The 12,666-nt window shown below is 66.0% G+C and carries 13 protein-coding genes; 6 read left to right on the forward strand and 7 right to left on the reverse strand.

Annotated features, from left to right (window positions below; genetic code table 11):
* Positions 1-2: 2 nt before the first annotated feature.
* From KZO25_RS11365 to KZO25_RS11385, 5 genes are all read left to right on the forward strand, one after another.
* On the forward strand, positions 3-920 hold the full coding sequence (locus tag KZO25_RS11365; RefSeq protein WP_223137046.1) for a U32 family peptidase: 918 nt from the start codon (positions 3-5) through the stop codon (positions 918-920).
* A 383-nt stretch (positions 921-1,303) separates the two neighbouring features.
* Positions 1,304-3,034 carry a ribonucleoside triphosphate reductase gene (locus KZO25_RS11370; RefSeq protein WP_223137047.1) on the forward strand — a complete coding sequence of 577 codons (1,731 nt, stop codon included), beginning with the start codon at positions 1,304-1,306 and terminating at the stop codon, positions 3,032-3,034.
* Between the two features lie 48 nt (positions 3,035-3,082).
* Positions 3,083-3,247, forward strand: a complete 165-nt coding sequence (gene nrdD, locus KZO25_RS11375; protein ID WP_066447604.1) for an anaerobic ribonucleoside-triphosphate reductase — start codon at positions 3,083-3,085, stop codon at positions 3,245-3,247.
* Between the two features lie 78 nt (positions 3,248-3,325).
* The gene (locus KZO25_RS11380; RefSeq protein WP_223137048.1) at positions 3,326-4,075 is read left to right on the forward strand and encodes an anaerobic ribonucleoside-triphosphate reductase activating protein; all 750 of its coding nucleotides are present in this window, start codon (positions 3,326-3,328) and stop codon (positions 4,073-4,075) included.
* A 58-nt stretch (positions 4,076-4,133) separates the two neighbouring features.
* A complete protein-coding gene (locus tag KZO25_RS11385) occupies positions 4,134-4,388 on the forward strand; it encodes a hypothetical protein (protein WP_066447597.1) in 255 nt (84 codons plus the stop codon).
* Positions 4,389-4,446: 58 nt separating this feature from the next.
* Here the strand turns inward: KZO25_RS11385 and cdd are convergent, their stop codons facing one another.
* From cdd to KZO25_RS11415, 6 genes are all read right to left on the reverse strand, one after another.
* The gene (gene cdd / locus KZO25_RS11390) at positions 4,447-4,863 is read right to left on the reverse strand and encodes a cytidine deaminase (RefSeq protein ID WP_066447594.1); all 417 of its coding nucleotides are present in this window, start codon (positions 4,861-4,863) and stop codon (positions 4,447-4,449) included.
* A complete protein-coding gene (gene deoD, locus KZO25_RS11395; RefSeq protein WP_223137049.1) occupies positions 4,860-5,588 on the reverse strand; it encodes a purine-nucleoside phosphorylase in 729 nt (242 codons plus the stop codon). Before deoD ends, cdd begins: the two co-directional genes overlap by 4 nt.
* A 10-nt stretch (positions 5,589-5,598) precedes the next feature.
* A complete protein-coding gene (locus KZO25_RS11400; protein WP_223137050.1) occupies positions 5,599-6,924 on the reverse strand; it encodes a phosphopentomutase in 1,326 nt (441 codons plus the stop codon).
* On the reverse strand, positions 6,921-8,306 hold the full coding sequence (gene deoA, locus KZO25_RS11405; RefSeq protein WP_223137051.1) for a thymidine phosphorylase: 1,386 nt from the start codon (positions 8,304-8,306) through the stop codon (positions 6,921-6,923). The genes KZO25_RS11400 and deoA overlap by 4 nt, the downstream gene beginning before the upstream one ends.
* The gene (gene deoC, locus KZO25_RS11410) at positions 8,306-9,079 is read right to left on the reverse strand and encodes a deoxyribose-phosphate aldolase (protein WP_223137052.1); all 774 of its coding nucleotides are present in this window, start codon (positions 9,077-9,079) and stop codon (positions 8,306-8,308) included. The genes deoA and deoC overlap by 1 nt, the downstream gene beginning before the upstream one ends.
* Before the next feature lie 62 nt (positions 9,080-9,141).
* Positions 9,142-10,416 carry a NupC/NupG family nucleoside CNT transporter gene (locus KZO25_RS11415; RefSeq protein WP_066447574.1) on the reverse strand — a complete coding sequence of 425 codons (1,275 nt, stop codon included), beginning with the start codon at positions 10,414-10,416 and terminating at the stop codon, positions 9,142-9,144.
* Positions 10,417-10,692: 276 nt separating this feature from the next.
* Between KZO25_RS11415 and KZO25_RS11420 the strand changes: the two genes are divergently transcribed.
* Positions 10,693-11,448: a DeoR/GlpR family DNA-binding transcription regulator gene (locus tag KZO25_RS11420; protein WP_223137053.1), complete on the forward strand. Its 756-nt coding sequence runs from the start codon at positions 10,693-10,695 to the stop codon at positions 11,446-11,448.
* 302 nt (positions 11,449-11,750) lie between these two features.
* On the opposite strand, the gene KZO25_RS11425 is transcribed toward KZO25_RS11420, so the two are convergent.
* The gene (locus KZO25_RS11425) at positions 11,751-12,506 is read right to left on the reverse strand and encodes a ribonucleoside-diphosphate reductase (protein WP_066447562.1); all 756 of its coding nucleotides are present in this window, start codon (positions 12,504-12,506) and stop codon (positions 11,751-11,753) included.
* Between the last annotated feature and the right edge of the window lie 160 nt (positions 12,507-12,666).

Consider the following 12,666-nt stretch of genomic DNA (forward strand, 5'->3'; position numbering starts at 1 on the left):
TCATGTCGACTTCCCCTACCCTGCAGCTGTCGCTGGGCCCGGTGCTGTTCTACTGGACCCGCGAGCGCTATGCCGACTTCTACCGCGAGGCCGCCGACTGGCCGGTGGAAATCGTCTATCTCGGCGAGTCCGTCTGCTCGCGCCGCCGCGACATGAAGCTCGACGACTGGCTCGGCATCGGCCGCGAGCTGGCCGAAAGCGGCAAGCAGGTAGTGATCGCCAGCCAGACCCTGATCGAGTCCGAGGCCGACCTGCGCGACCTGCGCAAGCTGTGCGACAACGGCGAGTTCACCGTCGAGGCCAATGACCAGAGCGCGCTGCAGCGCCTCTCTGCCGCCGGCCTGCCCTTCGTCGCCGGCGCTGCGCTGAATCTCTACAACCCGGCCTCCATCGGCGTGATGGCCCGTGCCGGCATGCAGCGCTGGCAGGCGCCGGTGGAGATGTCGCGCAGCGATCTCGCCCGACTGCTCACCGATTGCGCCACTGAGGGGCTGGACCAGCCCTGCGAGGTATTCGCCTACGGCCATCTTCCGCTGGCCTGGTCGTCGCGCTGCTTCACCGCCCGGCGTCACCAGAAGCCCAAGGATCGCTGCCAGTTCGTCTGCCAGAAGTACCCCGAAGGCCTGCCGCTGCGCTCCCAGGAGTCCAAGGAGGTGTTTACCCTCAACGGCATCCAGACGCTTTCCGGCGCCTGCCAGGACCTGCGCCACGAGGTGAGCGACATGGCCGCGATGGGCGTGGCCGTAGCGCGCCTGAGCCCCCGTGCAGAGGGCATGGCCGAAGTCGTCGCCGCCTTCGACGCCGCCCGCCGCGGCGAGCTGCCCGCCGCCGACCCGCTGGCCCTGGTCGAGGCCGAGGTCTGCGACGGCTACTGGCACGGCCGCCCGGGCATGGATAACACCCGGCTGCCGGCCGGCTGAAACCAACAGCACCACAGCTCACTCTTCTATGGAGCCTCGACGAAGCAGAGTGAGGCGCCGGGGCAGGTCGAAGAGGAGGTCATTTGCCATGGGTGAGGAGCATTGCTCCGAACGGGCTGGCCATGGATGGCCAGCCCCGGTCCTGCAAGCGGAGCAGGATGCGAGAGCGAAGCAGGGCAAATGTAGCGCCCATGGATGGGTTCACAGCGCCTCCTCGTAGACCTGGCGACGGCGCGGTACAGCCAATGGCAAGCACTACCGTTTATCTCGATAGACCTTTTTCTGATCTGGGTCATGTTCTCCCGCTGCCGAAGGCACTAGCCTTCACACACCATATGTTGTGTATCGACACACCAAACGGCAGCACATATAGGGAGATTACGGTGAACGCCCCCATCCGCCAGGCCGGCCCGCGCCGCATCGACGTCGCATCGACCGTCAACGAATACCTCGAACGCGCCGACTGGCGCGTGCACGCCAACGCCAACCAGGGCTACTCCCTGGGCGGGTTGATCCTCAACGTCTCGGGCAAGCTGATCGCCAACTACTGGCTCGACGAGGTCTACCCGGTCGAGGTTGGCGCCGCCCACCGCGAGGGCGACCTGCATATCCACGACCTCGACATGCTGTGCGGCTACTGCGCCGGCTGGTCGCTGCGCCAGCTGCTTATCGAGGGGTTCAACGGCGTGCCCGGGCGCGCCGAGAGCGATCCGCCGCGCCATCTCTCCAGCGCCTTGGGGCAGATGGTCAACTTCCTCGGCACCCTGCAGAACGAGTGGGCCGGCGCCCAGGCCTTCAGCTCCTTCGATACGTATCTCGCGCCCTACGTGCGCAAGGATGGGCTGGACTATCAAGCAGTGAAGCAGGCGGTCCAGGAGTTCATCTACAACCTCAACGTGCCGTCGCGCTGGGGCAGCCAGACGCCCTTCACCAACCTCACCTTCGACTGGGTATGCCCGGCGGACCTGCGCGATCAGGTGCCGATCATCGGCGGCGAGGAGCAGCCCTTCACCTACGGCGAGCTGCAGGCGGAGATGGACCTGATCAACCGCGCCTACCTGGAAGTGATGGAGGCCGGCGACCGCCAGGGGCGGGTGTTCACCTTCCCCATCCCCACCTACAACATCACCACCGACTTCGACTGGGAGAGCGACAACGCCGAGCGGCTGTTCGCGCTGACCGCCAAGTACGGCCTGCCCTACTTCCAGAACTTCCTCAACTCGGACCTGGAGCCGCACATGGTGCGCTCCATGTGCTGCCGCCTGCAGCTCGATCTCTCGGAGCTGCTCAAGCGCGGCAACGGCCTGTTCGGCAGCGCCGAGCAGACCGGCTCGCTGGGGGTGGTGACGCTCAACTGCGCGCGGCTGGGCTACCGCTTCGCCGGTGATCGGGCGGGCCTGCTCGAAGAGCTCGACCGCCTGCTGGCACTGGGCCGCGACAGCCTGGAGCTCAAACGTGGGTGCATCCAGCAGTGGATGGATAAAGGGCTCTACCCCTACACCCAGCGCTACCTGGGCACCCTGCGCAACCACTTTTCCACGCTGGGTGTGAACGGTCTCAACGAGATGGTGCGAAACTTCTCGGAAGACCGCTACGACATCACCACCCCGGAGGGGCGCCAGCTTGCCCTGGAGGTGCTCGACCACGTACGCGGGCGAATGCAGGAGTTCCAGGCCGAGACCGGGCATCTCTACAACCTGGAGGCGACACCGGCGGAGGGCACCACTTACCGCTTCGCCCGCGCCGACGCCGAGCGCTTTCCTGCCATTCTGCAGGCCGGCACGCCCGAGGCGCCCTACTACACCAATTCCAGCCAGCTGCCGGTGGGGCACACCGACGACCCCTTCGAGGCACTGATTCACCAGGATCCGCTGCAGACGCGCTATACCGGTGGCACCGTGCTGCACCTCTATATGCGCGAGAAGCTCTCCAGTCCCGACGCCTGCCGCAAGCTGGTGCGTACCGCCCTGTCGCGCTTCCGCCTGCCCTACATCACCGTGACGCCGACCTTCTCGATCTGCCCGGTGCACGGCTACCTGGCCGGCGAACACGAATTCTGCCCGAAGTGCGACGAGGCACTGCTGGCAAGACGCGCCGCGGCCATACCGGCCTGAGCGTTTTTTACCCCACTATTTTATCCACCACTGGAAGGAACCAAGAAGATGACGAACATCGACACCCTGCCCACCGAACAACGCCAGCGCTGCGAGGTCTGGACCCGCGTGATGGGCTACCACCGCCCGGTCAGCCAGTTCAACGTCGGCAAGCGTTCCGAGCATCGCGAGCGCCGCCACTTCACCGAACGGGCCGCCGCCCTCACACCCTGATACCAAGCGCTGACGCATCCACTACACTGCCGGGCTTCGTGCCCGGCAAGAGCCTTCCGCTTGGCAAAGGAGCCCTCGATGATCGCCACCGACCTCGACTCGCCCTCACCTGTGCCTCTTGATGGCATTCGGCTCCCCATCGCCGGCCTGACCCAGATGACCACGCTGGACTATCCCGATCACCTGGCCTGCGTGGTGTTCCTTCAGGGTTGCCCGCTGCGCTGCGGCTACTGCCACAACGGCCATATGATGGCGCCACGCCGCGGCGACGAACAGGAGTGGCAGGCGGTGCGGGAGTTTCTGGAGAGCCGCCGGGGGCTGCTCGAGGCGGTGGTGTTCAGCGGCGGGGAACCCACCCTGCACCACGCCCTGCCGGCCGCCGTCAGCGAAGTAAAGGCGATGGGCTTCAAGGTGGGGCTGCATACCGCGGGCCCCTATCCGGGCCGGCTCTCGCGCCTGCTGCCGAATCTCGACTGGGTGGGGCTCGACGTGAAGGGCCGCGGAAGGGACTTCGACCTTATCTGCGGCCGACCCGGCATCTGGCAGCGTCACAGCCAGAGCCTGATGACGCTGCTCGACAGCGGCGTGTCCTTCGAGTGCCGCACCACCGTGCATTGGCGCGACTTCGACCTGGCCGGGGTGGAGCGCCTTGCACTCACCTTGGCCGACTGCGGTGTGCGCCGCTACGCCATTCAGGTGGCGCGCACCAACCAGTGCCTCGACCCGGCCTACTGCCAGCCGGTGGAAAACGCCCCGCCGCGGGCGATGCTCGCCGGGCTGGTCAAGCGCCTCGCCCCCCATTTCGCGCACATCGAGCTGCGTGAGTGAGCCCAACCGACATGGTCTAAGCTGAGTGTGAATCCTTGAGCAACTTGAGGAGAGGGATATGCTGAACAAGCTGGGTATTGCCTTGTACTTCCTGTTCTGGGCAGCGGCCATCGTCGTGATATTCGCGCTGGTGGCCGGGCTGTTCTATCTGATCGCTATCGACCAGATGCCCATCAGCTGGAACCTTGTCTCGGGTAGCCTGTTCTTTGTCATCCTTGCCGTTATCTTCTGGGTCTGCGCCCAGGCATCGAGGCACTACCTGACAAATGGTGAAGCATCGACACCTGACAGAAACGCATCATCTGAGACCTAGCTTTGGAGACATAGCTTTGAAGATATAGCTTTGAAGACATAGCTTTGAAGACATAGCTTCAGTGGCTGAGATTCTCCGGCCCGAAGGCGTCTGGCAGTAGTGCCTCGATGGTGTAGCCCTTGAGCAGCCTGCCCTCGGCATCGACCACATAAATGCGGGTCTCGGCGTCGGCGAACTCGCGAATGCGCTGGCGACAGTCACCACAGGGGGAGCAGAGGTGCTCGCCGGGGCCGATGACGTAGACACTGCGCAGGCGCCGCTCCCCGGCGCTGACCATGGCGGCGATGGCCGAGGCCTCGGCGCACAGCCCCTTGTAGTGAGCCACCTCGACGTTGGCGCCGAAGTAGCGCGCCCCGCTCTCGCTCTCCACCATGGCACCCACCGGGTGCTGAGAGTAGGGTGCGTAGGCATTGCCGCGCGCCACGATCAGCGCGGCGACAGTCGCCGGATCGATGGTCCGATCGATATCGCTCATGCCGCCCCTACCGCATCGTCACGGAGCACCGCTTCCAGCGCCACCTCGACCATCTCGTTGAAGCTGCGCTCGCGGTCTTCGCTGGGCAGCGACTCGCCCTTGAGAATATGGTCCGACACCGTGCAGATGGTCATCGCCCTGGCGCCAAACTCCGCCGCCACACCGTAGAGCCCCGCCGCCTCCATCTCCACACCGACGATGCCGTAGCGCCTCATCAGTTCGAACAGCTCGCCCTGGGGGTTGTAGAACAGGTCCGCCGAGAACAGGTTGCCCACCTTCACCGCCACGCCCTGGGCCGCGGCGGCGTCGACAGCATGGCGGGTCAGCTCGAAATCGGCGATGGCGGCGAAATCGTGGCCCATGAAGCGGGTGCGGTTGACCGCCGAATCGGTGCTCGCGCCGAGCCCGATCACCACGTCGCGTACCGCCACGTCGTCGCGTACCGCACCGCAGGAGCCAACCCGGATCAGCCGCTTCACGCCATAGTCGGTGATCAGCTCCTTGGCGTAGATGGAGACCGAGGGGATGCCCATGCCGTGGCCCATCACCGAGACCTCGCGATTCTGGTAGCGCCCGGTGTAGCCGAGCATGTTGCGCACGCTGTTCACCTCACGCGCGTCCTCGAGAAAGGTTTCGGCGATGTACTTGGCGCGCAGCGGATCGCCGGGCATCAGCACGGTGTCGGCGAAGATGCCGCGTTCGCCCTGGATATGGGGAGTCGCCATGTCGAGGCTCCTATGCAGCGAGTGGGTCGGTAGGGAGTGGCTTGGAAAGAAAGCTTGTGCCGTCGGCCATGGGCGCCAGTCCCAGGTGAGCCGCCAGGCTCTGGCCGATATCGGCGAAGGTGTCGCGCGCACCGAGGGAACCGGCAGGAAGCCCCGCGCCCAGGGCCAGCACCGGCACCCGTTCGCGGGTGTGATCCGTGCCGTGCCAGGTGGGGTCGCAGCCATGGTCAGCGGTAAGGACCAGCAGGTCGTCGTCGCGCAGCTTGGCCAACAGTTCGGGCAGCCTTGCGTCGAAGGCTTCCAGCGCAGCGGCGTAGCCGGTCACGTCGCGGCGGTGGCCGTAGAGGGTGTCGAAGTCGACGAAGTTGGTCATGACAAGCGAGCGGTCGCCGGCCTCATCCAGGGCGGCCAGGGTGGCGTCCATCAGCGCATCATGACCGCTGGCCTTGACCGTGCGGGTGATACCGCAGTGAGCGTATATATCAGCGATCTTGCCGATGGCGATCACCTCGCCGCCGTCGTCGGCGAGCTTCTGCAGCACCGTGGCCGCGGGCGGCTCGACGCTGTAGTCGCGGCGGTTGGCGGTACGGGCGAAGTCCGCCGCCTGTGTGCCGACGAAGGGCCGGGCGATCACTCGCCCGATGTTGTAGGGCTCGAGAAGGTGCCGGGCGGTCTCGCACAGGGCGTGGAGCCGCTCCAGGCCGAAGGCTTCCTCGTGAGCGGCAATCTGGAACACCGAATCCGCCGAGGTGTAGACAATGGGCTTACCGCTGGCCATGTGTTCCTCGCCGAGCCAGGCGATGATCTCGGTGCCCGAGGCGTGGCAGTTGCCCAGCACGCCGGGCAGCTCGCCCTCACGGATCAGCGCCTCGAGCAGCTCGGGCGGAAAGCTCTCCTCGCGGTCAAGAAAGTAGCCCCAGTCAAAGCGCACCGGTACACCCGCGATCTCCCAGTGGCCCGACGGGGTGTCCTTGCCCGAGGAGATCTCCCGGGCGTTGCCATAGGCGCCGCTCACTTCGGTTGGCACCTCGACGCCCTTGGCCCAGGCGCCGGTGCTTTCGCGGTGGGCGTGAAACAGCCCCAGCCGCGCCAGGTTGGGCAGCGCCAGCGGGCCTTGCCGCGCCGCCGGGCCGGGTTCGGGGCCCTGTCGCGAGCCGGGTTCGGGGCCCTGTCGCGGGCCGGGTTCGGGGCCCTGTAAAAAGCCGTCGCACTCCCCGCGAGCACAGGCAGCGGCGATATGGCCCAGGGTGTCGGCACCGGCATCATGGAAGCGGTCGGCATCCGGTGCGCCGCCGATGCCGAAGGAGTCGAGTACCAGTACGATGGCACGAGTCATGGCGCCTCCCGACGGATCACGTGCTGAATGAGTGTAGGCAGTGTGACGTCGCCGAGCCCGACGTCGTTCACTTCGATGGCCGCCTTGAGCTGGGCAGCGGCACGCTCGGCGTCGGCTTCGCTTCGTGCATGCACCCAGGCCAGGGGGCGCTCGCCGTCGACCGCCTCGCCGAGGGCGGCGATGCCGGTCAGCCCGACGGCATGGTCGATGGCGTCGCCCGGCGCGCGGCGTCCGCCGCCCAGTGCCACCACGGCGAGCCCCACGGCGCGGGTGTCCATGCGCGTGATGCGGCCACAGCGCTCGGCATGCACGGGGCGTACGATGGGCGCCTGGGGCAGGTAGCGGTCGCGGCGTTCGAGCAGGTCCGCGGGGCCGCCCAGGCCCGCTACCATGCGCCCGAAGCGCTCGGCGGCGGCACCGCTGGCTAGCCGGTCATCCAGCAGGGCCACTGCCGCTGAGCGACTCTCGGCCAGCTTGCCGGCCAACAGCAGCTCGGCGGCCAGCGTGCGGGTCAACTCCATCAGTCGACCGTCTGTTTTTTCGCCGCTCTCCTCCCCCCTCTTCTCACCGGTCAGTAGCGCAATCGCCTGGCGCACCTCGACGGCGTTGCCGGCGCAGGGCGCCAGCGGCTGGCTCATGTCGGTAAGCAGTGCCGTGGTCGGCGTGCCGGCACGGCTCGCCACCTCAGCGATGGCCTCCGCCAGCTCACGTGATTTTTCAGGCGTTGGCATAAAGGCGCCGCTGCCGCTCTTGACGTCCATTACCAGGGCGTCGAGTCCGCAGGCGAGCTTCTTGCCTAGTATCGAGCTGACGATCAGCGGCAGCGACTCCACCGTGGCGGTGACGTCCCGCACCGCATAGAGCCGCTTGTCGGCGGGTGCCAGCTCGGCAGTCTGGCCGACGATGGCCACACCCGCCTCTCGCACCAGACGGCGAAAACGCGCCCGCGAAGGGGCGATATCGTAGCCGGGGATCGATTCGAGCTTGTCCAGGGTGCCGCCGGTGTGGCCCAGGCCACGCCCGGAAACCATCGGCACGAAGCCGCCACAGGCGGCAACCCACGGCCCCAGCACCAGCGAGACGAGATCGCCCACGCCGCCGGTGGAGTGCTTGTCGAGTACCGGTCCTGGCAGGTCCTGATTCGCACCCAAACCACGCCACGCGAGCAGCTCGCCTGAGTCGCGCACGGCTTCGGTCAGCGCCACCGTCTCGCTGGCGCTCATGCCATTGAGGAAAATCGCCATGGCCAGCGCCCCGACCTGGGCGTCGGAGAGGCTACCGTCGCTGATGCCGCCCACCAGCTCGCGGATCGCCTCGGGCGAAAGCGCCTCGCCGTCGCGCTTGGCGCGGATCAGTTCCTGGGGCAGCGCTAGAGAACGCATCAGTAACCCTCCATCGAGCCCTTGTCTTCCTCGGTACCGAGGGTAGCGAGCAGGCTTCCCAGCAGGCCCGAGGCACCGAAGCGGAAATGCGCCGGGGTGATCCAATCCGCTCCCATGACCCTCTCGGCGAGCTGCAGGTAAGCAGCAGCGTCCTCCGCGGTACGCACGCCGCCGGCGGCCTTGAAGCCCACGTCGCGCCCACTCGCCTTGATGGTGGTGAGCAGGAGATCGGCTGCTTCCAGCGTGGCGTTGACCGCCACCTTTCCGGTGGAGGTCTTGAGGAAGTCGGCGCCGCCGTCGATGGCAAGCATGCCGGCACGGCTGATCAGTCCCGCCTCCTTCAGCTCGCCGGTTTCCAGGATCACTTTCAGCACCGCGTCGCCACACTCGCGCTTGCAGGCGGCGACCAGCTCGCGACCGACCTCGGCATCACCCGCCATCAGCGCACGGTAAGGAAAGACAACGTCGACCTCATCAGCCCCCGCGGCGATGGCCGCGAGGGTCTCGGCCGCGGCGCGCTCGACGTCGGCCTCGCCGTGGGGAAAGTTGGTCACAGTTGCCACCTTCACCTTGCCAGTCAGGCCCTGCTCAGCCAGCGCCTCACGGGCGGTGGCAATGAAACGGGGATAGACGCACACCGCCGCCGGGTGCCCCGCTGGCGTATTGGCGCGGGCGCACAGTTCGCGAATGATCGCGTCGCTGTCGTCGTCGTTGAGACTGGTGAGGTCCATCAGCACCAGGGCCTGGCGCGCGGCCTGTTCGAATTCTGTCATATCGCTACCTGTAGGATCGGGTCATCAAGTACGAGTGAATCGGCAAAGGTATACGCCCGACATCAGGTCATCGCTGCCAGCGAGAGGAAGAAACCGGCAATGGCGGCTGACATCAGATTGGACAGTGTACCCGCCAGCACCGCCTTGAGACCGAAGCGAGCGATGTCATGGCGCCGGCTCGGCGCGATGCTGCCCAGCCCACCCAGCAGGATCGCGATGGAGGAGAGGTTGGCGAAACCACACAGGGCGAAGGAGAGCACCGCCATGGTGTAAGGGGTCATTGCCTGCCCGGTGGCGGCCACCACCTGCTCGCCGTCCAGGTAGGGGGCCAGGTTGATATAGGCCACGAACTCGTTGACCACCAGTTTCTGACCGATGAAGGAGCCGGCCAGGGTGGCTTCCTCCCAGGGCACCCCGAGCAGGAAGGCGAGCGGGGCAAACAGCCAGCCAAGGATCAGTTCCAGGCTCAATCCTTCCATGCCGACCCAACCACCCACACCCCCCAGCATGCCGTTGATCAGTGCAATCAGGCCGATGAAGGCCACCAGCATGGCCCCCACATTGGCGGCAAGCTTGAGGCCCGAGGTGGCGCCGGCGGCCGCTGCGTCGAGCACGTTGGTGGGGTGGTCCTCCTCCTCTTCCAGGCGCGCCTCGGCCTTGGAGATGCTGTCTTCGGGCTCCTCGGTCTCGGGCATGATCAGCTTGGCGAACAGCAGCCCGCCCGGCGCGGCCATGAAGGAGGCCGCCACCAGGTACTCCATGGGAATGCCCAGTGCCGCATAGCCTGCCAGCACGGCACCGGCCACCGAAGCCAGGCCACCGCACATTACCGCGAACAGCTGCGAGGGTGTCATGCGGGCAATGAAGGGGCGCACCACCAGCGGCGCCTCGGTCTGGCCCACGAAGATGTTGGCGGTGGCCGAGAGCGACTCGGTGCGCGAAGTGCCCAGTGCCTTCTGCAGAGCGCCGCCGATAATGCGGATCACCCACTGCATGATGCCGATATAGTAGAGCACGGCGATCAACGACGAGAAGAAGACGATCACCGGCAGCACCTTGATGGCGAAGACGAAGCCGACGTTGTCGGTATCGGCCAGGCCACCGAAGAGAAAATCGATGCCATCGTTGGCGTAGAGCACCACCTGACTGACTCCGGCGGAGATCGTCGCCAGCACCGCCTGACCGAAGGGCACGTAGAGCACGAAGGCGCCAATGCCCGCCTGGATGGCGAAGGCGCCACCCACGGTTCGCAGGCGAATGTGCCGCCGGTTGGTAGAGAAAAGCAGGGCAATGGCGATCAGCGTCACCATACCGACCAGGCTCATGATGGGTGTCATGGGAAGTCCTTCCAGCCACGCTGGGAGTGGGCTCGCCTGAGCAAGTCGAGGGTCGAGGCGTTGTTGTTGGTTTCGGCAATAGGCGATCAGGTCAGCCGATCTGAGAAACTTATAACACCAAATGTTATTTTTCCAACATTTCTTGCATCGACATTGGATCAGCCGGGGCTGACCATGGGCCTGCCCCGGCGCGCTAGAGTGGAAAAACCGCACCGCCTGGCTCAGCATAGGCCCCATCAGGGAAGCGGAGGGTTCGATGAAGAAGGTAATGGCTCGATGAACGGCCGAAGCGCAATGCGCCTGGCCCGACTGCAGGAAACCCTTGCCAGAGGGGGGACGATCCACCTCAGCGAGGCGGCACGCCTCTGCGGTGTCTCCGAGATGACGATCCGCCGCGATGTCGCCGCCAGCGATGGCGCCATGGTTTTCCTGGGTGGTCGCCTGGTGATGGCGGACAACCCTCAGTATGCCCCGGTCTACAGCGTCGATGAGCAGAAGGACAGCCATTTTCAGGCCAAGCACCGCCTATGCGAGCAAGCTGCCGGTTTCATCGAGGAAGGGGATACACTGTTCATCGACTGCGGCACGACCCTTCTGCCGCTGATCGGCCTGCTGTCCGGTCGCAAGCAGCTGACAGTGGTGACCTACGCGCTCAATGTCGCCAATGCGGTGAGCGCGCTGCCCGATGTTCGCCTGGTACTGCTCGGCGGAGTCTATTACCCGGCCTCGCAATCCTTCGGCAGCGACGACATGAACCACTCAATCCGTCGCCTGGGGATCAACCGCGCCTTTTTCTCCGCCGCCGGTGTGCATGAGCAGAAGGGCGTGAGCTGCTTCCACTTCCACGAGGTCGCGCCCAAGCAGGCCGCCATCGCCTGCGCGGCCCAGCGCCTGCTGGTGGCCGATGAGAGCAAGATCGGCGTGATTCGCCCGGCCTACTTCGCCCGGCTCGGCGATTTCGACGTGGTGATCACCGACGGTGACATGGCGCCGTCGCCGGAGAGTGGCGGGCCGAGAATCGTCGCCGCCTGAGGGCGCCAGTTGCGATGGGAACTCGGAGCGCCGAACCGAGCGCTCCAACAGCTGCCCTCTCCTCCAACGGTGCCACGCCGTTGTTGGAGTATCTTTAGATCACGACTGGAGGCCGAAGGCCTCCCGGCGGTGTTGCCAAGCCTGGCGATACCGCCAACGTCCGCGCCTCCGCCAAGGCGCCCGACGGCGCCAGTCGCGATGGGAACCAGCGCTCCAACAGCTGCTTTCACCACGGAGGGTGCCACACAGCTGTCAGCGCCTCCGCCAGTCGCCTGCAGAGTCTTACGCGAATCAGGTGAGTTTTAGCCGCACTTGGACCAGCCGCAGCCCGCATAGCAGGTGGGGCAGCCATCCATCATGATCAGCTCGCCGCGGCACTCGGGGCAGTGGCCCACTACCGTGGGTCCATCGCCCTTCTCTCCGGCAGCGAGTGCCTTGGCTTGCTGCTCGGCTTTCGCTTCCTCCTCCGGCGTGGGTGGCTGCCAGGGGTGGCCATGGGTCAGGCGATGGGCATAGCGGCTGACCAGTTCCTCCACCGGCACCTGGTTGCCGTCCTGGTCGAGGAAGCCGCGGCGATAGAGAATCTGCTGGATCGACCAGGCGATGGCGGCGACTTCGGAGTCGTGGAACATGGGCTTTCCCCAGCGGTTCATGCCGCAGCGCACCAGGCCCTTGTCCCAGGCCACCTTGCGCAGGTCGGCCACCGCCTGGGTGACGTAGCCGCCACGGGCGGCCAGCGACAGGCTGCGCATGGTGGCAGTGATCCACTGATGCTCGCTGGAGAGCTGGCCGGAGGGGAAGAAGAACTCCACCGGACGCTCGATCACCACTCGCTTGCCGTCGAGCACGCCTTCCACCGGCATGAAGGAGACCAGCAGGTAGACCTTCTTGCGCCCTTCGGCGCCAACGTAGGAGATCTTCTCCGAAACTGCCTCGAGGGTGCCCTCGGGACGCGACGGAATGCGCACCGTCAGCGGATTCTCATCCGCGAGCGGTACCTCCTCCACGGCCTTCTTGACGCTGTAGGAGACGATCTTGGACTTGATTTCGACGGCCATCAGTGGGCTCCTGCGGAAAAGGATTCAAGGGCGCGCAGCTTCACTCGCTCGGGGCTGCACCGGCGACACGTCTGCAAGGAGGCGCTGTGAATACATCCCTGTACGCTACCTACGCCACCCATGGCGTAGGACCTCCTCTTCGACGTGCCCCCGGCGCACC

The organism is Halomonas sp. ANAO-440, assembly GCF_019915905.1.
Classification (GTDB): domain Bacteria; phylum Pseudomonadota; class Gammaproteobacteria; order Pseudomonadales; family Halomonadaceae; genus Halomonas; species Halomonas chromatireducens.

Excerpts from the sequence above, each read along its gene's own strand:
- nrdD (WP_066447604.1), top strand. The coding sequence starts at position 3,083 with ATGACGAACATCGACACCCTGCCCACCGAACAACGCCAGCGCTGCGAG.
- deoD (WP_223137049.1), bottom strand. The coding sequence starts at position 5,588 with ATGGCGACTCCCCATATCCAGGGCGAACGCGGCATCTTCGCCGACACC.
- cdd (WP_066447594.1), bottom strand. The coding sequence starts at position 4,863 with ATGAGCGATATCGATCGGACCATCGATCCGGCGACTGTCGCCGCGCTG.
- KZO25_RS11420 (WP_223137053.1), top strand. The coding sequence starts at position 10,693 with ATGAACGGCCGAAGCGCAATGCGCCTGGCCCGACTGCAGGAAACCCTT.
- KZO25_RS11415 (WP_066447574.1), bottom strand. The coding sequence starts at position 10,416 with ATGACACCCATCATGAGCCTGGTCGGTATGGTGACGCTGATCGCCATT.
- deoA (WP_223137051.1), bottom strand. The coding sequence starts at position 8,306 with ATGCGTTCTCTAGCGCTGCCCCAGGAACTGATCCGCGCCAAGCGCGAC.
- deoC (WP_223137052.1), bottom strand. The coding sequence starts at position 9,079 with ATGACAGAATTCGAACAGGCCGCGCGCCAGGCCCTGGTGCTGATGGAC.
- KZO25_RS11380 (WP_223137048.1), top strand. The coding sequence starts at position 3,326 with ATGATCGCCACCGACCTCGACTCGCCCTCACCTGTGCCTCTTGATGGC.
- KZO25_RS11400 (WP_223137050.1), bottom strand. The coding sequence starts at position 6,924 with ATGACTCGTGCCATCGTACTGGTACTCGACTCCTTCGGCATCGGCGGC.
- KZO25_RS11425 (WP_066447562.1), bottom strand. The coding sequence starts at position 12,506 with ATGGCCGTCGAAATCAAGTCCAAGATCGTCTCCTACAGCGTCAAGAAG.
- KZO25_RS11385 (WP_066447597.1), top strand. The coding sequence starts at position 4,134 with ATGCTGAACAAGCTGGGTATTGCCTTGTACTTCCTGTTCTGGGCAGCG.
- KZO25_RS11365 (WP_223137046.1), top strand. The coding sequence starts at position 3 with ATGTCGACTTCCCCTACCCTGCAGCTGTCGCTGGGCCCGGTGCTGTTC.